We start from the raw sequence: 18,410 nt of genomic DNA, 5'->3' as shown, positions 1-18,410 counted from the left end.
TGAATCACCCCTTCGCAACTGTGAATAAGCCTTGTGGACGGAAAATCAGAACACTTGCCATTAAAATCATGTTGACCGCAACGGATAAAAACGGCACATAATATGCCATAAAGCTTCCGGCAAGCCCTACTAAAATTGCTGCCATCAATGAACCTTGGAAACTCCCCATTCCGCCGATGACTACAACGATAAATCCTAAAATTGCATATTCCATTCCCATTTCCGCATAAACAACCCCTGAATACGGAGCCATCAGCATTCCGCCTAATGCCGCCAATGCCGCGCCGCACATAAAGACAATTAAAAATACACGCTTAATGTTGATACCCAAGGCCTGTGTCATTTCCCGATTCATAACCCCAGCCCGAACGACTAATCCGATTTTCGTCCGATTTAATATAAAGTACAGAACACCAAATAAAGCAAAACCTACAATGATAATAAAAATCCGGTATTTAATAATCGTTAAATCGCCAATTTGCCAGCTGCCTGCCAAATAAGAAGGAACTTTAACAGGTACACCATTTGGACCGAAAACAACTTTAATCATTTCCTGCAGCACGAGCATAAATCCGAGCGTAATTAGAATCTGCTGTACGTGATTTCCGTAAACCGGCTTAATAATAAGTTTTTCCGTAATAAATCCTAGAACAAGGCCTGTGAGAATCGCTACAACAATTCCGACTAAAAAGCTGTTGCTCCATAAATACGTGAATACCCCTGTATAGGCACCCCATACGAACAGTCCGCCGTGCGCAAAATTCAGTACATCCATTAACCCGAATATAAGCGTCAATCCGGCTGCCAGTAAGAAAATAAGCATTCCTGTCGCTAGTCCATTTATCGCTAAACTGATTATTAGTTCCATTCGCTTCCCCTCCTTATCCGATTCCTAAATATTTACGCTTCAGCTGTTCGTCTTCGATCAAACCTTGCATTTCTCCTGATTGCACTGTTCGCCCGTCATCAATCAATGTGAACGTATCACCGATTTTACTCGCCATCATAAAGTTCTGTTCGACAAGTACGATCGATGTATGCTTTTTCATTTCAGTAATGGCTTCCATCACTTTCTCAATCACAATTGGCGCAAGCCCTTTCGAAGGTTCATCGATTAACAGCAGCTTGCTGTCGTTGACGAAGGCCCTTGCCATCGCAAGCATTTGCTTTTGACCGCCCGATAGATTGCCCCCTTGCTTTTTCCAGAACTTTTTCAAATCCGGGAATAACTCTAAAATGTAAGCCTGCTTTTGCATTGTCGCATTCGTTTCGTTTCGAATTGCCACTTTCATGTTTTCCTCTACAGTCAGCTGGCCGAAAATCCCCTGATCTTCCGGTACATAGCCGATTCCACTGTTCGCAATATCATAAGGCGTCATTTTAGTAATATCTTTCCCGTCGAAATGAATCGCTCCTTTCGATGCTGGTGTCAATCCCATAATCGTGCGAAGTGTCGTCGTTTTCCCGGCGCCATTCCGCCCTAGTAAAACCGATACTTCTCCTGCTTTCGCTTCAAAATTGATACCTTGCAAAATGTGATATTGTGAAATAAACGTCTCCACACGCTCCAGCGTTAAAATATTATTCATACGCAAGGCCTCCTAAATACGCTTGTTGTACCGTTTCATTGTTCATAATTTCCTCAGGTGACCCGTCAGCTAACAGCGCTCCATTGAACAGCACCATAATCGAATCGGACAAATCGATAATCATATCCATTTTGTGCTCGATCAATAAAATCGTTTTATCTCCGCGCTCTTTAATCGAACGAATAACATCCAATATTGCAGGTACTTCCTCCAATGACATGCCGGCTGTCGGCTCATCCAACAATAAAATTTCAGTATCAAGTGCCAGTAACATCCCGATTTCCAGTTTTCTTTTTTCGCCATGGGAAAGCTGATTCGCCACCTGATGCATCTTTTCGGTTAATAGCACTTGTTCCAAAATTTCAATCGCTTCATTCGTAATTTCTTTGTATTTCAAAAAATGATTGAGCATATGAAAGCGCACTTTTCGTTTCGATTGCACGGCAAGGCGCACATTTTCCAACACGGTTAAATTCGGGAACACATTTGTTATTTGAAATGATCTTCCAATGCCTAATCGTGTCCGATCCACAGATGACTTTTTTCGAAGTGATTGGCCTTTAAAAAAGACATCTCCTTCAGTAGGCTCCAGCTCGCCGCTAATTAAATTGAAGAAAGTTGTTTTTCCCGCACCATTTGGCCCAATAATGGACTTAAACTGCTTTGCTGTCATTTCAAAATTAATACTGTCCACTGCTTTATGCTCGCCGAATTTAATCGATAAATTGTTCGTTTTTAAAAGCGGTTCCATCATCTCACCCTCTCGTTTTTCATTTACATGGCGATCCTTATAGCAAAAGGCTGTCTTGAAAGCTCAACACTTTTTAGACAGCCTCACTTATTTACTAGTTTAAAATAGGAGGTTCTGTTTCTTCCGGAAGTAATTCACGCAGTAATACTGGTACCGGATAATCAAATTCCGCTACTTTTTCAAGGCGGATTGCGTACATCGCCTGTAATGCCTGGTGATCCTCTTCACGGAATGTCATCGTTCCTTTCGGTGTTTCAAATGACATACCTTCCATTAATGGAATCAACGTATTTCCGTCCGCATCCCCGCCTGATTTTTTCAGCGCTTCTACAATCGCAACAGCCGCTGTAAATCCGCCCGGTGTAAATAGATCCGGCACTTCACCATTGAATCGTGCCTTATGTTCTTCTACTAACCAATCATTCACTTCATTTTTCGGTAGTGTATGGTGGTATACAGAGAATCCTTCCATTCCTACTAACGGCTCCATAAATTGAAGTGCAATAATGTCCGGTGCACCAGTTGAAATTTTAATGCCTTTTTCTTGCAGTTTTAAATCCGCAATCTGGTTCCAAGGAGAGTTTGCCCCTGCCCATACAACGAATAAAAAGTCCGGTTTTGCATCAATAATTTTTTGCAAGTTAGATGTAAAGTCTGTTGCAGCCGGGTCTGCATATTCTTCCAACACAATTTCAGCACCTAATCCTTCAGCTGCTGCCTTAAATGCCGATACACCATCCCAACCGAATGAATAGTCCGGTGCGAACGTTGCAATTTTTACACCTTCACCAGCGATTGCGGCTGCCGCTGCATAAGCATCCTGTGAAGAGTTACGTGCCGTTCTGAAAATGTACGGATTAAATTCTGAACCTGTAATACTGTCTGCTACTGCTGGTTCTACAATCATAATTTTCTCGTATTCTTCTGCTAGTGGAAGTACTGCCAATGTGTCACCTGAACTTGATGAACCAACTAAAAAATCAACCGCGTCATCTTCTAGTAGCTTCGTTGCCTTTTGAACGGCTACTTCCGGTTTCGTTTCTGTATCTTCCCAAACGATTTCGATTTTACGTCCTTCCACTTCCATCGTGCCGTCCGTCGCATATTCAAGACCTAACTCGAATCCGTTTTTCGTTTGCTTACCGTATGATTCAAGAGCTCCCGTTAACGATGCAAGTACACCGACTTTAATCGGAGTTGAGGATGCAGCTGTTTCTGTTGTCCCGCTCTCACCTTGCTCAGCTGAATTTGTAGTTGATGAATCATCGCCGTCTGTTGAATCACTGTTACATGCAACCAATAAGAAAATCGATAATACCGCGAAAATTAACCATAAACGCTTTTTCATTCAATGTCCCTCCTAGCAAAATTTTCAGCATAGCTATCTGCTTATTCGTAATGTAACATCGCGAAGTTACAAATGAGTTACATTCGGGGGGATGAGGGGAATGGCAGCGCGAATTACCGTGCAAAAAGTTCTAATAAAATTTGTTTTGTGCTAATAAAAGTAAATTTGTTCTAATAAAATGCCGATTTTCTAATATATCGTGCGGTTGTTCTAATATCACTGCGCATTGAGCTAATAAAGGTTCTTAATCTTCTAATATCACACCGACTTCTTCTAATAAGCAGTTCAATTGTTCTAATAAAATTACGGCAAAGCTTTTTTCCACCCCAACTACCGGCAATCCATTCCTCTTTTCAGTTCAATTTCAACCAACATCTAATATCCGCCACATTTCTTCTAATAAAGCAATAACTTCCTCTAATAACTCACTCATTTGTTCTAATAAAACGCTCTTCAGCCCCCACTGTACTCCAATAAAAAAAGCTATGCTGAAATACATCTTCAACATAGCGCTCAATCAATCTATTCACATTTTCAATACAAGCTCATACAGTCGCTCGGTTGGTTCCATCGGTGTAATTTTATATTGGTCGTCCAGCACATCTACACAGCGTTCATAATGTTTGATCGCTTCCCGGCGGTTCCCTAAATAGTAATGGGCAAGCATCAACAGCCGGTAGCCTTCTTCATGACCGTCATCAAGAGCAATAATTCGGTCTGCCCACCGAATCACCTTTTCAAACTGCTGCAGGCGAATGTAATTTTGTGCGACCCGTTCCAAAATGAGCAAGATTTTTTCATTGTAATGCGCCTGAAAAGGTTCCAGCCAATCCCGTTCCATGTCAGAACAAAATGGTCCTTCTACAAGCCGCATCGCCAGCTTCAGCCATTCATTTGAAAGCTTTGCTGTCTTTTCTTCAAATCCGCGCTGGACATAATACGTAAAATAAGCAACATCACTATGAATCCAGCGATCTTCCAATTTATATAAATGCTGATGGCGTTTAATAAAATTGCTTTCCTCACGCGCCGATCTTTTCGGCTCCAACGTTTTTAACATCGCGTTAAAAACAACTTTAAAATCCCGTTGCATCGCTTCTTCATCCTGCTGCCAAATCGCGTCGCAAATTTGCTGGCGTGATACAAACTGCTCGCGATGAATATATAAATAGAAAAATAGTTCCTTCGCTTTCAAACGCTTCCACTCTTTATCTTGAATCATTTCATGCTCACGATAGACTTGTACAGGACCAAATAGCGTCAATGATAGCTCCGTACTTGGTGCGGCATTTATATTTAACTGGTTAAATACGAGCATCTCCTGCTGCAACTGTTTCGCGAGTTGAACAAATACAATTAAATAACGCGGTCCGAAAAGGGTTTTCTTCTCCATAAAAAACGGATAATCATTTACACATAAATCCCAAAAACGACGATAATATGTTAACGCATCTTGCTGATTATTTAAATTAACAAAACAATACGCCAGCCAAAAGAAACATATCATCTGACCGTACGTATCCTCACTGCGCTCATAATAGGATAATGCCTGTTTTGCAGTATCGACCGCTTCTTCAAAATGGCTGTTTTCTGCCAGAACTTTCGTCAATGCCGTCAACAGCAACGCCGACATCCAGAAATCCTGTACTTTATTCGTTTCCCTCAGTCCAATTTGTGCATGGCGCTTCGCCTCATACACATTATCGCGGTGATACAAAATTAGTCCCATATAACACTCGGCAGTAATACGCTTTACGTGAATAAGATTGAGGAGATCAAGTGTCTCATCAAAACAGCCTTTTGCACGTTCAAAATCTTTCATCTCCATGTTAAGCAGCGCCAGCCCTTTACGCAGCTTTGTCAGGGCAAGTGTATACGGCATATCAACGAGCGCTTCTTTTCCACCCTCAATAATTCGGCTATATGCCTTCGTATTCTCACCCATTAACACATCGATCAAGACGAGCAGTAAATCGGTCGTGCGATGCGCTTCTTCCCATTGGAACGGTTTTGACACACGCGCATTCAGCAGCTCTTTCGCTTTTTCCAGCTGACCGTGGCGCAAATAAAGACGCGCATCAATATTATTAATGCTTAACTCCAGGTTTTGCGACTGGCTCCAGCGCAATGCCTCCCCCGCTTTTCCTAAATTAATCAGATTTTCGGTATATAAACTATTAATAAGATGACGTTCTGTATTACTCACATCTACTTCGTTCAATAAACTAATTGCCTGCTGCAGATGATGTTCCGCAAAAACAGGCTGAAGGGTATCCAAATAAATATTGGCAAGCCCAAACTGTGAGCGCATTAAAAACAACCGGTCCTGCTGCAGCTGCGCTTTTATAAAGCATTCATTGTACGCATTTTTTGCCCGTTCATATTGTGCACGGTAACGCTGGCATTCCCCTTCATAATATAAAAGCTGATACGGTTTCTCTTCCATCGCAAAGTCTTTCAGCCGTTCCAGTAAAAATTCAAATTGCCCTGCTTCAATAAACTGCGGTGAAAATTGCAGCAGTAACTCGATATAGTACCGGTTATTTTTCAGCTGGGTTGCATGTGTGACAGCTAATACACCTAAATTTTGATTGGCATAATACCGGGCTGCCTGTTCATGAGATTCCTCATGCAGATCCGGATAGTATTCGCTCAGCCGCTGCTGCAGAAACTGTTGGAACAGTGCATGGAACCGGTATTTTGTTCCTCCTGCCAATGGCGTTATAAACGCAAGCTCATCCAACTTCGGCTTTACTTGCTGGATCCATTCCACTCCGTATAGTTCCGTAATGACATCAAGGGAAATCACTTGATGGATGCCCAGCTTTAAAAGCTGAAGCCGCAGTTGCTCATCCAGCTTATCGAATACTTCCGCGGAAAGATATGCAAAAAAATTCCCGACCGATCCTTCTGCTATATCGATTAGCTGTTCCTGACTATATTTCGCTTTATAGCCAAGCAGCATGATCGCCATTGCCCAGCCTTCCGTCATTTGCATAATAAATTCGCTTTGTTCATTCGTTAGTTGCCGGTCAAAAAATGCTTCAAATAAATATTGAACATCTTCTTCTGCAAAAGTAAATTCCGGTTCTAAACATTCTATCAGCTGATTATTCATGCGAAGCGTCAACAAACAGCTCCACTCAGGCATTTTTCTCGTGGCGACAATGATATGAAGGTTGGCAGGCAAAAATTGAAGCAGCTGATTCATAATGTAGTTGATCGGAAATACATGTGACACATGGTGATAGTCGTCCATCACAATTAAGAAAGGCTCTTTTATATCGTGCAGCTCATTTGCAATTTGTTTTGAAAGCTGCAGTAATTCTTCCATATTGTGAAACTTTAACGTCTCATCCCATCCTTTTAATTTATCGCCGAACGACGGGAAATGCTGTTGAATACTATAGATAAAATGACGCAAAAACGGAAATATTGAGTCATCATCCGGCGTAATCTGATACCAGGAGGATTTTGTCTTTTGATCATTTAAAAATTGACTCATAAGCGATGTTTTCCCGTAACCTGCGCTACTATGTAAAATGGTACACTTTGCATGCGGCCAATCCGAAAGCTTTTTCATTAATTTTGCTCTTCTTAAATAGTTATTGACTGGTGTTGGAGGTATCAGTTTCGAAACAAAAATATGTTGCTCCATGCTTTCCACCCCATTTAGAATTAATTTACAAATATATTAACATAAAGCAGAAAATTATTCTTTAAAATACAGGATTTATATAAAACACGACTAATATATAGTATATTAATAATTCATGTTGAATAGTATAACTATTTAAGAAAAGAAAAAATCCTCTATTCCAAACTAGAGAATTTTGTCCAAAAGAATTAATACAATTATTAAAGTAGCTGCGATTGCCATAAAGCCGAAGAAAAAATAACCAATTATTCGAATAGGTTTAGGCATTTGCTTCATATTATTAGAACTAGGGGTACCCACATGCTTTTGAAAATGCTCATCGGCATCATTGAACGGTTTTTTCTCCACCAAAATCACTTCCTCTCTTTTATTATGTACTACTCGTCAGTAAAGAAAGTTTCAAAAAGTATTACCGCTATGAGATTTACGAGTAAACCACTCAGCTATTTATGTATGAAAATCTGTATGAAAACCATGTTAATAAATAGTGATTTTAGAGAAATGAAAGCGAAACCAATGCCTGCAAATATAGATTTATCGGTATTTACCGCTATTTTTCTAAGTTCATGCGCCTTAAAAAAGTACTTTACTTAATTTTCTGAATATTTTATAATTATGAAAAGGAGCTGATACACATGCCAAACTATACTTACATTGCATCCGACGAAAATGACGTATCTTACCTATACGAAGATAACAGTGATTGCTATGATCTAGACTGCTTTGACGATAATGATGTTTAAAGGAGTATTCAAACGACATGGACGGGATTAAATCGATAAAGGATGTGGCGAATAACTGATTATCGCCACATCCTTTATTATTTTACATATTGAATAAGCCAGTCCGGCCCATCCGCTCTCATCGATATACCGATAAAGCCTGATTTCAGAAGTTGCTGCTGTGCTACCGTATTATCCATTGGGACAAATTGCTCTTCAGCCCACTTATGCTCTTTATAAGGAAGTGACTTCATAAATACATAGCGCAATTTCCCGCCATACTTCAGTTTCAATGCTGCAATATGCATATGTTGCGAAAACTTATCCTTTAAGCTCGCAATATTGCCCGGCATAACCGTTGCACAAACGGTATGAAACTTCGATTCATCCACTTGCTGCATAATGATTTCAGCCATTGTACGCTGCAGGCCATGACCCCGATAATCTGGATGAACATTGGAGATTTCCTGATAAAGCACTTTTCGCAGTTCCTTCTCAGTTTTCAAACCAATATCATAGCCTAAATGTTCTTCATCAATCATTGGCTCCAGCAGTGCTCGAAAAGCGATTAATTTCCCTTCAACGAACACCCCGATCATAAGTCCGTTCCCACTTAAAATAAAGCTCAACTCTTCATTATCGAGAGGCTGCAATATTGCTTTGTTCGGCAGTGCATCGACCACTTCCTGCTGCAAAACGGTTAACTCCGGAATATGTGTTTCGTTCAATACCTGCACGACATATCGTTCATTCCCTAAAAATCCTGTCGCAATCATTTACTGCACCACACAATGGTCACGTGTTAATTCCGCTAAAACCGCTTCGTCAATATCGACACCTAAACCTGCAAGTTCATTCAACTGAATATACGGGACATTATATTGAAGGTTTCCGATATCTTTTGAGAATTTTAACGGTCCAGTTAATTCCACACTCGTAAATACTTTATTTGAAAAGGCAACATGGAAACCTGCCGCCGAACCGACTGAAGACTCGACCATTGAACCGATTTGGCATTCAATCCCTGCCATTTCCGCCATATGTGCTAGCTTCATCGCAGGATACATTCCTCCGCATTTCATTAACTTAATATTTACCTTGTCCGCTGCACGCTTTGCAATAATTTCGCGCATTTCACGCACACCGCGTAAACCTTCATCAATCATGACAGGAATTGATGTTTTGGATTTAATTTCAACCATGCCATCAATATCATCCGCACGTACCGGTTGTTCCAGCCAGTCGATATTCAATTGTTCCAGTTCACGAACTGCTTGCATCGTTGTTGAACTGTTTACCCAGCCTTGGTTGACATCAACACGAATCGCAATTTCCTTTCCAACACGTTCACGCACTGCTTTTATGCGGGCAACATCACTCGCTACATCGCGTCCGACTTTCATTTTGAATGAGTTGTATCCCATTTCTACACGTTCTGCCGCTTCATTTGCCATCTTTTCAGGTGTTCCGATGCTTAATACATGTGTAATCGGGAACTTTTCATAATAACGCCCGCCAGTCAATTGATAGGCAGGTACACCAAGTTTTTTCCCCGCCAAATCAAAGCAAGCGATATCAATTGCCGCTTTCGCAGCCGGTGCACTGTAGATGAGCGCGTCCATTTTGGCATGGATTTTTTCAAAGTTCATCGGGTTTTCCCCGATCATTGCCGGTGCTAATGTATGTTTCAATACAGCGTAAGTACCTTCCAGTGTTTCACCCGTCACATGTTCGTCCGGCACTGCTTCGCCCCATCCGACTAAACCGCATTGTGATGTTATCTTTACAATAATAGACGGCATGTTCGGATATGTCCCGTAGCTCACGATAAATGGTTCAATTAATGGTAATTCGATATTAAATAATTCAATTGTTTTAATTTGTATCATTTGATTTTTCTCCTTTATCCCGCATTAATGGATAGTAATTTATCTGCCTCGAAAGCTTAGCGTAGCGGCAGAGGCAAGACTCCCACATCTTGACGGGAGATCAACTACCCGTAAAAGCCCAATTGGTTCGGGCCAACATGATGTTGGTCACACAAGCGTTGTCACAGGACGTGACGGTTTAAGCTTGTATTCCTTCCAATCAGTGGGGATGAAAAATCCCACTGATCGAAGTTTCACTTTATTTAAAGCGGGCGCTCGATTGTAAATTGCTCACCGATTTTTGCATAGTCATTTCCCGCAAGACGGCTAATTGCACCAAGACCTTTTGGATCAATTCGACCATCCTCGTACAGACTTTCTTCTATATGATAGTAAACGACTTTTCCGACGATCAGGTCACAACCTGCATTTTCATCATCGCCGCCAAGTTCCAGCGCTTTTTCAAGGACACATTCCAGTCGGACTTTCGCTTCCTTTACACCCGGAACATCGATTTTTTCACTCTTTACTAATGACAGACCTGCAACTGCTATCTCACTTTCATCCGGTGGCAAGTTTGCAGCTGTTTTATTTACTTGTTCTACATTTTCAGTATCGACAATATGGACAACAAATTGCTCTTTTGCACGAATATTTCTTGCTGTATCTTTTGGCTCCCCTTTTTTCCGTTGGATACTTACCGAAATCATCGGAGGATTTGAAGAAACGATATTGAAAAAACTAAATGGCGCCGCGTTCACAACCCCATCTTCAGATATCGATGTAACAAAGGCAATTGGTCTTGGAATGATGGAACCTATCAGAAATTTATAATTTTCACGTTCTGATATTTGTTTTGGATCAATTTTCTTCATAAAAAACTCGCCTCTTTTCTTATCACTAATTTGACTTTAGAGAACTGATTGCAACACGTCAAATAGTTTTTCTGCATTTTAATTTAGGACAAATACTTTTATACATATTTAATTCGTTCCATATTTTGTGTGATTTAAAGGCTGTTTTAATAGGCTTTTTCAAGGTTATTGAAACAAAATCCCTCTACCTCCTCCTTGATATTTTTCTTTTTCAATCAAAATTCTTCAGCGAAACTTCAAAAATTTCCTATTCAACTAACTGTTATAAACAGTTTCGCCATTCTATAAGGAAAGTATAAAAACAGGGCTATTTAGATTAAAAAATTTAGCAAAAACGTTGATTTATCAGTGTATAAAGCTATTTATGAGTTCTTTTATGTGTATTAGTAACTGTTATATTATGAGTTCAAAAGTATTTTCCGTTAATCCATTTCGAACATTTAAGAGAAATTACTTGCACAACTAAGTATTTTTAGTTATTTAAATAGAATTTATTACAGTTTACAATATTATCCTATCCTTAACATATTGCTATATTAAACTAATACTTCACCACCGGCAAAACCTTGATTTATCAACGTTAAAGCGCATTTTTACCATCAAAAAATAATTGCCTTAAGTACAATTTTATTACCCAAAAGAGAAATATATGTTTTTTCGAGATAATATATTTTGTGAAATTCTACTTGCACAACATAATAAGTTAATGTTAAGTTAATGTACATGGACGTTCATACTTTAGACATAACTACTTCAAGTAGAGAAATGTCGTATAACCGATATTTATTTTCGTGTGAGGGGGAAATTTTTTGAAAAAGAATCGTTGGTTAATTGCTGCATCAGCAATCGCTATTCACCTTTCAATCGGTGGAGCTTATGCATATAGCGTGTATAAAAATCCAATTGCTGAAGAGCTTGGGTGGGATGCATCGCAAATTACAATCGCGTTTACAATTATGATGGGGTTAGCAGGTTTTGCTGCCGCACTATTTGGTAGTACAGTAGAAAAATTAGGTCCGAAAAGAGCAGCGATGGTTGCAGCGGTACTATTCGGTTTAGGTCAAGGTGGCGCAGGGATTGCAATCGCTATGGATTCGGTTGTTTTATATTGGTTGACTTACGGACTGTTAAGTGGACTTGGGATGGGTATTGGTTATATCGCTCCAGTATCTACACTTGTTAAATGGTTCCCGAATCGTCGAGGTCTGGCGACAGGTATGGCAGTATTAGGATTCGGGTCTGGTGCATTAATTACCGCGCCGGTAGCTGTAAACTTAATGGAGTCTTTCGGTATTTCAAACACTTACTTTATTTTAGGTATTAGCTATTTTGTATTAATGATGATTGGTGCACTTTATATTGCTCCGCCTAAACCGGGCGAAGTAGAAGAAGCCGTTGCATCAGGAAAAGCAAAAACAACTGAAATTGCACAAATGTCTGCTCGTGAAGCTGTTCGTACAAAGCAGTTCTGGATGCTTTGGGCAATGCATTTAATTAATGTTACATCTGGTTTAATGTTGATTTCTGTTGCTTCTCCAATGGCGCAGGAAATTGCAGGTTTATCTGTAGCTGCAGCTGCAGCAATGGTTGGATTAATGGGCTTATTTAATGGTGGTGGCCGCTTACTTTGGGCAGCTGGATCAGATTATATCGGACGTTCTAACGTATTCGTTATTTTCTTCACGATTCAATTAATTGCCTTTATTACACTACCATTCACTACTAACGCCATTCTATTACAATTGTTCATATTCTTAGTAGTTAGTTGTTATGGCGGTGGTTTCTCGAATTTACCAGCATTTGCAAGTGATTTATTCGGTACGAAACAACTTGGTGTTATCCACGGATATTTATTAACAACTTGGTCACTTGGTGGGATTTTCGGTCCACTAATCGCATCAACTGTTTATGAAGCTGCAAATAGCTATGTACCATTGTTTTACTTATTCAGTTTCTTAATTGCAATTTCATTAGGAATTTCTTTATTAATGCGCTCGAATGTCAACAAAATGAAAAAACAACGCGCAAAAGAAGAAGCAAGTACAAAACACAAAGGGAAACAGGGAGAACCTGTTCATTCATAAGGGGTTCTATAGAGATGAAACGGAAGTATCAACTTTCGGTTCATCTCTTTTCTTTTTTCTCTTATTTCTGCGGGTATTTTCTCTATTACTCTTGAATTTAAGAATGTTACAATTACTGTAAGGGATTTTTTTCCAGGGGGGATGTTCATGAACCGTCAACATTTCAGTATCATTTTAGGAGGTATTTTATTTTTAGCGGTTGCAATGGGGATTAGCCGCTTTGCCTTCACGCCGATTTTACCGTTCATGCGTGTTGATGAAAATTTATCTTTTACACAAGGCGGTTGGCTCGCTTCCAGCAATTATATCGGATACTTCATCGGAGCTTTAGGGGCAGGGTTTGTTAATCGGTCGAAAAAGAATTTTCTATTATTGAACGTATTCATAAATGTCTTTTCAATACTTTTGATGGGATTGATTGAGTCCTATTTAATATGGATACTTTTGCGCTTTATCGCCGGATTAACGAGCGGTTTTATATTTGTACTTACATCAAGTATTGTAATGGATTATTTAGCGGCAAATTTATTAACACGCTGGAGCGGCTACTTGTTTAGCGGGGTTGGATTTGGAATCGCATTATCAGGACTTTTCGTGCCATTCTTTGAAGCGAGCTTTAACTGGCAAGGATCCTGGCTTGGACTTGGCGCATTATCCGTCTTATTTTTGGCGACGACGATATTTTTATGGCGGCATTTAAATGTCAAGAATCACATAAAGGAACCAAAGTCAGCGGACAACAACATTTGGCGCGGGTTTATGCCATGGTTGATCATTGCATATGGATTGGAAGGACTCGGCTATATTATTACAGGCACTTTTTTAGTAGACATCATTTATAATATCGAATCATTACGAGCCTATGCCGGATATAGTTGGGTACTAGCCGGTTTAGCAGCCATTCCATCTGCACCGATTTGGATGAAATGCATGTCCCGTTTTTCAACAGTTTCCATGATGAGTCTTGCCTATTCAATGCAAATTATCGGCATTTTGCTTCCGGTTCTATCGCAATCGGCATGGAGCGTACTATTGTCGGCGATGTCATTTGGTTTTACGTTTGTGGGACTCGTAACGATGTCGACCGCTTATGCTAGGCAGCTGTTTCCAAAGCAAAGCAACTATATCGTATCAATACTGACTACGTTTTATGCGATCGGACAAATTATCGGGCCGGTTATTGCGTCTCGTCTGGAAACTCACTTCCGCACGTTTAAAGCCCCCCTGCTGTTTGCAGGAGGTACAGTTACACTCGCGCTTGTACTGTTACTCGTCGGGTATTTCTACAGCAGGAAAAGCCCTGTTCATTTAGCTGCGGATATAAAACATTGAACCTCAATCACATCTCATGAAATTATGGAGATGTGATTTTTTCGGTTTTCCAAAATAATTTACCCCTATCCCCCATTAATGTTACGATACCGATAACATTGTACTTCGGAGGACATCCTATGGAAGAAAAACATTATTCAATTGGCGAGGTTTCCAAACTGACGAATATCTCTATCCAAACGTTACGCTACTACGATCAGATCGGCTTATTCAAACCTTCCTATGTCGATCCTAAAACAAATTACCGCTACTACAAAGACTCACAATTTTATCATTTGGATATTATCAAATCATTGAAGTATATCGGTGTCTCATTGGAGGAAATTAAAGCAGCGCAGCAGTTTACCCCTGCTGAACTTCTCTCCTTTTTGAAGCAGCAGGAAAGTGTCATTGAACAGCAAATGAATCGCATGTACGAAATTCAGCAGTCTTTATATAAAACAAAAAGGCAAATGGAAGAACAGCTGGCAATCGATGTAATGGATACGGTCTATTTCAAAAATGAAGAATCGGTCCGTATTTTATCAATTAAAACAAATGAACTGACACCGTACTATATTCCAAACACGTACTACAGCTCATTAATTAAAACACTGGAAGTCGAAAACAGCTTGCTGAGCAATCGGTATGGGTGCATTTTTCCTTACCAGCAATACGACAGCCTGGATGAACTGCATTACAGTCATGTTTTCACACCGCTCATTACAGACCGGTATATTACGCATTTAACAACCGATATGGACGTGAAAACAATACCTGCCGGACGCTATGTATGCATTGCGTTCATTTTTGAACCGGACGCGTATTTAACACAATACCAAAAGCTTTATCATTATATAGAAGAACATCAATTACAAGTTTTACCGGTTGTCTATGAAATTTTTATGCCTCTAAACTATTCTCCAAATGGAGAAGACCAGTTCATCGTGGAATTAAAAGTTAAGCTGCTCTAACTAATTTTTACAAATACTTTAAACAGTTCTATTGACTCTATAGCTACTGTAGGGTTTATGTTAGATAGTGCGGATTAACGATTTTTCACAACGTAATAAGGAGCAATAACAATGAAAGACTATAAAATAACATTAGGGTTACTATTATTAAACCTGTTCATCGCCTTTCTAGGAATCGGTTTAGTCATCCCGGTACTTCCTACTCTAATGAATGAACTGCAAATAAGCGGCACCGTTGTCGGCTATTTAACAGCAGCATTCGCAATTGCACAACTGATTGTTTCACCACTCGCTGGTAAAGCAGTTGATAAATATGGACGTAAAATTATGATTGTCATCGGATTATTTATTTTCGGTATTTCAGAATTTCTGTTCGGTTTAGGGAAAACGATAGAAGTTCTTTTTATCTCCCGTGTTTTAGGCGGAATCAGTGCGGCGTTTATCATGCCAGCTGTAACAGCGTTTATCGCGGATATTACAACAATGGAAACGCGTCCAAAAGCGCTTGGCTACATGAGTGCGGCAATTAGTACCGGTTTCATTATCGGGCCGGGCATCGGTGGATTTTTAGCTGATTTCGGTACACGTGTGCCGTTCTACTTTGCAGGGGCGCTCGGTACAACGGCAGCAATCTTATCTATTATTTTACTGCGTGAACCAGAACGCAATATGGTAAATGTAGAAAATGCACCGGTACAAACATCCGGATTTAAACGCATTTTAGAACCAATGTACTTGATCGCCTTTATTTTAATTTTTGTCGCATCATTTGGACTCGCAGCATTCGAATCGTTCTTTAGCCTGTTTGTCGATCATAAATTCAGTTTCACTCCCACAGATATCGCAATCGTTATTACAGGTGGAGCAATTGTCGGCGCGATTGCACAAGTTGCGCTGTTTGACAGGCTGGCCCAAAAATGGGGAGAAATTAAGCTTATTCGCTACAGCTTAATATTATCGGGCGTTCTAGTATTTTTAATGACCGTTGTCAGTTCATATTTTGCTATTTTACTCGTAACATGTATCGTATTTGTCGGCTTTGACTTATTCCGTCCTGCCGTTACGAGCTATTTATCTAAAATTGCCGGCAATGAGCAAGGTTTCGTCGGCGGGATGAACTCGATGTTTACAAGTTTGGCGAATATTTTCGGGCCGATTTTAGGCGGGATGTTATTCGATATAGATATTAACTATCCATATTACTTTGCAACGGTTGTCATCTTCTTCGGTATTCTGTTAACATTAATTTGGAAGAAACCTGCATCGTATATGTAATTTTTTCTGTCTTTTGCAATGGATTTATCTGTTTTACAAGTAAATTTGCTTAAGGAGGTTCATCATGACAACTAAATCAAAATCAGAACAACTTATTTCAACTACGGAAAAATTCGGGGCGCACAATTATCACCCACTTCCGATCGTAATCGAAAAAGCAGAGGGTTCCTGGGTGACAGACCCTGAAGGCAACCGTTATTTAGATATGCTCTCGGCGTATTCTGCTTTAAACCAGGGTCATCGCCACCCGAAAATTATTCAGGCGTTAAAAGATCAGGCAGATGCGGTGACACTTACGTCACGTGCATTCCATAGTGCGACATTAGGTGTTTGGTATGAAAAGGTCAGTAAGCTAACAGGCAAAAATATGGTACTGCCGATGAATACAGGGGCTGAAGCTGTGGAGACGGCGATTAAAACGGCCCGTCGCTGGGGATATGAAGTAAAAGGCATTGAAGCAAACAAGGCGCAAATTATCGGTTGTAACGGCAATTTCCACGGCCGTACAATGGGTGCTGTGTCGCTATCCTCGGAAGCGGAGTATAAGCGCGGATTTGGCCCAATGCTTGAAGGCTTTACATTAATTCCTTACGGTGATATTGACGCATTAAAGGAAGCCATTACACCGAATACAGCGGCATTTATCGTGGAGCCGATCCAGGGAGAAGCAGGTATAATTATCCCGACAGAAGGCTTCTTAAAAGCAGCGTATGAACTATGTAAAGAAAATAATGTTCTGTTTATTGCAGATGAAATCCAAACAGGTTTATCACGAACAGGAAAACTGTTTGCCTGTGAATGGGATGATGTTACACCGGACGTCTACATTTTAGGTAAAGCGCTTGGAGGCGGAGTTTATCCGATTTCAGCAGTTGTCGCGAATGATGATATTCTTGGCGTGTTCAATCCAGGGTCACATGGCTCGACTTTCGGCGGTAACCCGCTGGCGTGTGCCGTATCGATCGCAGCGATTGATGTATTACTAGATGAAAAGCTGACAGAGCGTTCATTGGAGCTTGGCGACTACTTTAAAGCACAGCTTCAGACAATTGAGAACCCGGTGATTAAAGAAGTGCGCGGGCGCGGTCTTTTCATAGGCGTTGAGCTTCACGAATCAGCTCGCCCCTACTGTGAAAAACTGGCTGAACGCAAATTGCTTTGCAAGGAAACACATGACACAGTAATCCGATTTGCCCCACCGCTAATCATTTCAAAAGAAGACTTAGATTGGGCAATCGAGCAGATTAAAGCGGTTTTTAGTGAATAGGTAGTATATTAAGAGGGCGCTGTGTTATGCATGGTGCCCTTATTTTATTGATGGTTAGGCAAAGGAGACTTATGATGAAATCACTTTATATTACGGGCTACCGTCCACATGAACTCGGGATATTCAATGACAAGCATCCCGGTGTCCCGGTTATTAAAAAGGCGCTGGAAAACCAGTTGCGCATCCTAATAGAAGACGGACTGGAGTGGGTCGTGATCAGCGGCCAGCAAGGTGTTGAAACATGGGCAGCACAAGTTGTACTGGAACTGAAAAACGACTACCCTCAACTCAAATACTCCATTATCACCCCCTTCTTGGAACAGGAAAAAAATTGGAATGAGCATAAACAAGAGACCTTTATGCATATAGTAAGTAAGGCTGATTTTGTTACAAGCGTGACGAAGCGCCCTTATGAAGCACCATGGCAATTTATCGAAAAGGACAAATTCATTATCGATAATACAGATGCGACATTGCTCGTCTACGATGAAGAAAATGAAGGGTCCCCAAAGTATGTGCTTCGCCTCATCCAAAAGTATATGGAGCAGCATGAGGAATACGAGCTATTGATGATCAATGCTTACGATTTACAAATGGTAGCTGAGGAAATGCAGCAAGGAGATGATTGGTAAAAATTATGTAAATATCTAAATTTAGTAAATATTCTGACTACAGTTGTTCGTTTTGG

General features: G+C 40.3%; 15 protein-coding genes. 6 read left to right on the top strand and 9 right to left on the bottom strand.

Annotated features, from left to right (window positions below):
• Positions 1-4: 4 nt before the first annotated feature.
• The 9 genes from MHH44_RS02140 to MHH44_RS02100 form a co-directional block, all read right to left on the bottom strand.
• Entirely contained in the window at positions 5-868 is an 864-nt protein-coding gene (locus MHH44_RS02140) for a branched-chain amino acid ABC transporter permease (protein ID WP_008406200.1), read from the bottom strand.
• Between the two features lie 13 nt (positions 869-881).
• Positions 882-1,589: an ABC transporter ATP-binding protein gene (locus MHH44_RS02135; RefSeq protein ID WP_340797660.1), complete on the bottom strand. Its 708-nt coding sequence runs from the start codon at positions 1,587-1,589 to the stop codon at positions 882-884.
• Positions 1,582-2,340 (bottom strand): ABC transporter ATP-binding protein, encoded by a 759-nt coding sequence (locus tag MHH44_RS02130; protein WP_340797659.1) that lies wholly within the window; start codon positions 2,338-2,340, stop codon positions 1,582-1,584. The genes MHH44_RS02135 and MHH44_RS02130 overlap by 8 nt, the downstream gene beginning before the upstream one ends.
• A gap of 94 nt (positions 2,341-2,434) precedes the next feature.
• Complete coding sequence (locus MHH44_RS02125; RefSeq protein WP_340797658.1) at positions 2,435-3,688, bottom strand: substrate-binding domain-containing protein; 1,254 nt, start codon at positions 3,686-3,688, stop codon at positions 2,435-2,437.
• Between the two features lie 526 nt (positions 3,689-4,214).
• Positions 4,215-7,346, bottom strand: a complete 3,132-nt coding sequence (locus MHH44_RS02120; RefSeq protein WP_340797657.1) for a BTAD domain-containing putative transcriptional regulator — start codon at positions 7,344-7,346, stop codon at positions 4,215-4,217.
• A gap of 165 nt (positions 7,347-7,511) precedes the next feature.
• A complete protein-coding gene (locus MHH44_RS02115) occupies positions 7,512-7,694 on the bottom strand; it encodes an amino acid transporter (RefSeq protein WP_340797656.1) in 183 nt (60 codons plus the stop codon).
• Positions 7,695-8,166: 472 nt separating this feature from the next.
• Positions 8,167-8,844 (bottom strand): GNAT family N-acetyltransferase, encoded by a 678-nt coding sequence (locus MHH44_RS02110; protein WP_340797655.1) that lies wholly within the window; start codon positions 8,842-8,844, stop codon positions 8,167-8,169.
• Positions 8,845-9,957: a mandelate racemase/muconate lactonizing enzyme family protein gene (locus tag MHH44_RS02105; RefSeq protein WP_445683034.1), complete on the bottom strand. Its 1,113-nt coding sequence runs from the start codon at positions 9,955-9,957 to the stop codon at positions 8,845-8,847.
• Positions 9,958-10,199: 242 nt separating this feature from the next.
• Positions 10,200-10,811 (bottom strand): flavin reductase family protein, encoded by a 612-nt coding sequence (locus MHH44_RS02100; RefSeq protein ID WP_008406186.1) that lies wholly within the window; start codon positions 10,809-10,811, stop codon positions 10,200-10,202.
• Between the two features lie 809 nt (positions 10,812-11,620).
• On the opposite strand from MHH44_RS02100, the gene MHH44_RS02095 reads away from it, so the two are divergent.
• The 6 genes from MHH44_RS02095 to MHH44_RS02070 all read left to right on the top strand — a co-directional run bounded on the left by MHH44_RS02095 (position 11,621) and on the right by MHH44_RS02070 (position 18,354).
• Positions 11,621-12,895, top strand: a complete 1,275-nt coding sequence (locus MHH44_RS02095; protein WP_008406185.1) for an L-lactate MFS transporter — start codon at positions 11,621-11,623, stop codon at positions 12,893-12,895.
• A gap of 147 nt (positions 12,896-13,042) precedes the next feature.
• Entirely contained in the window at positions 13,043-14,227 is a 1,185-nt protein-coding gene (locus MHH44_RS02090) for a YbfB/YjiJ family MFS transporter (RefSeq protein ID WP_340797654.1), read from the top strand.
• 119 nt (positions 14,228-14,346) lie between these two features.
• Positions 14,347-15,180, top strand: coding sequence for a MerR family transcriptional regulator (locus MHH44_RS02085; RefSeq protein WP_340797653.1), 834 nt, complete (start codon positions 14,347-14,349; stop codon positions 15,178-15,180).
• Positions 15,181-15,291: 111 nt separating this feature from the next.
• Positions 15,292-16,455, top strand: coding sequence for an MFS transporter (locus MHH44_RS02080; protein ID WP_014824922.1), 1,164 nt, complete (start codon positions 15,292-15,294; stop codon positions 16,453-16,455).
• Positions 16,456-16,519: 64 nt separating this feature from the next.
• On the top strand, positions 16,520-17,722 hold the full coding sequence (locus MHH44_RS02075; RefSeq protein ID WP_340797652.1) for an ornithine--oxo-acid transaminase: 1,203 nt from the start codon (positions 16,520-16,522) through the stop codon (positions 17,720-17,722).
• Positions 17,723-17,793: 71 nt separating this feature from the next.
• Positions 17,794-18,354, top strand: a complete 561-nt coding sequence (locus MHH44_RS02070) for a DUF1273 domain-containing protein (protein WP_039966958.1) — start codon at positions 17,794-17,796, stop codon at positions 18,352-18,354.
• The last annotated feature ends 56 nt before the right edge of the window (positions 18,355-18,410 follow it).

The organism is Solibacillus sp. FSL K6-1126 (genome assembly GCF_038003445.1).
In the GTDB taxonomy this organism is placed as follows: domain Bacteria; phylum Bacillota; class Bacilli; order Bacillales_A; family Planococcaceae; genus Solibacillus; species Solibacillus silvestris.
The sequence above is the reverse complement of the archived record's forward strand: the minus strand, read 5'-3'. Positions and strand labels throughout refer to the sequence as shown.

Coding starts and splice junctions, on each gene's coding strand:
- MHH44_RS02140 (WP_008406200.1), bottom strand. CDS start 868: ATGGAACTAATAATCAGTTTAGCGATAAATGGACTAGCGACAGGAATG.
- MHH44_RS02135 (WP_340797660.1), bottom strand. CDS start 1,589: ATGAATAATATTTTAACGCTGGAGCGTGTGGAGACGTTTATTTCACAA.
- MHH44_RS02130 (WP_340797659.1), bottom strand. CDS start 2,340: ATGGAACCGCTTTTAAAAACGAACAATTTATCGATTAAATTCGGCGAG.
- MHH44_RS02125 (WP_340797658.1), bottom strand. CDS start 3,688: ATGAAAAAGCGTTTATGGTTAATTTTCGCGGTATTATCGATTTTCTTA.
- MHH44_RS02120 (WP_340797657.1), bottom strand. CDS start 7,346: ATGGAGCAACATATTTTTGTTTCGAAACTGATACCTCCAACACCAGTC.
- MHH44_RS02110 (WP_340797655.1), bottom strand. CDS start 8,844: ATGATTGCGACAGGATTTTTAGGGAATGAACGATATGTCGTGCAGGTA.
- MHH44_RS02105 (WP_445683034.1), bottom strand. CDS start 9,957: ATGATACAAATTAAAACAATTGAATTATTTAATATCGAATTACCATTA.
- MHH44_RS02100 (WP_008406186.1), bottom strand. CDS start 10,811: ATGAAGAAAATTGATCCAAAACAAATATCAGAACGTGAAAATTATAAA.
- MHH44_RS02090 (WP_340797654.1), top strand. CDS start 13,043: ATGAACCGTCAACATTTCAGTATCATTTTAGGAGGTATTTTATTTTTA.
- MHH44_RS02085 (WP_340797653.1), top strand. CDS start 14,347: ATGGAAGAAAAACATTATTCAATTGGCGAGGTTTCCAAACTGACGAAT.
- MHH44_RS02080 (WP_014824922.1), top strand. CDS start 15,292: ATGAAAGACTATAAAATAACATTAGGGTTACTATTATTAAACCTGTTC.
- MHH44_RS02075 (WP_340797652.1), top strand. CDS start 16,520: ATGACAACTAAATCAAAATCAGAACAACTTATTTCAACTACGGAAAAA.
- MHH44_RS02070 (WP_039966958.1), top strand. CDS start 17,794: ATGATGAAATCACTTTATATTACGGGCTACCGTCCACATGAACTCGGG.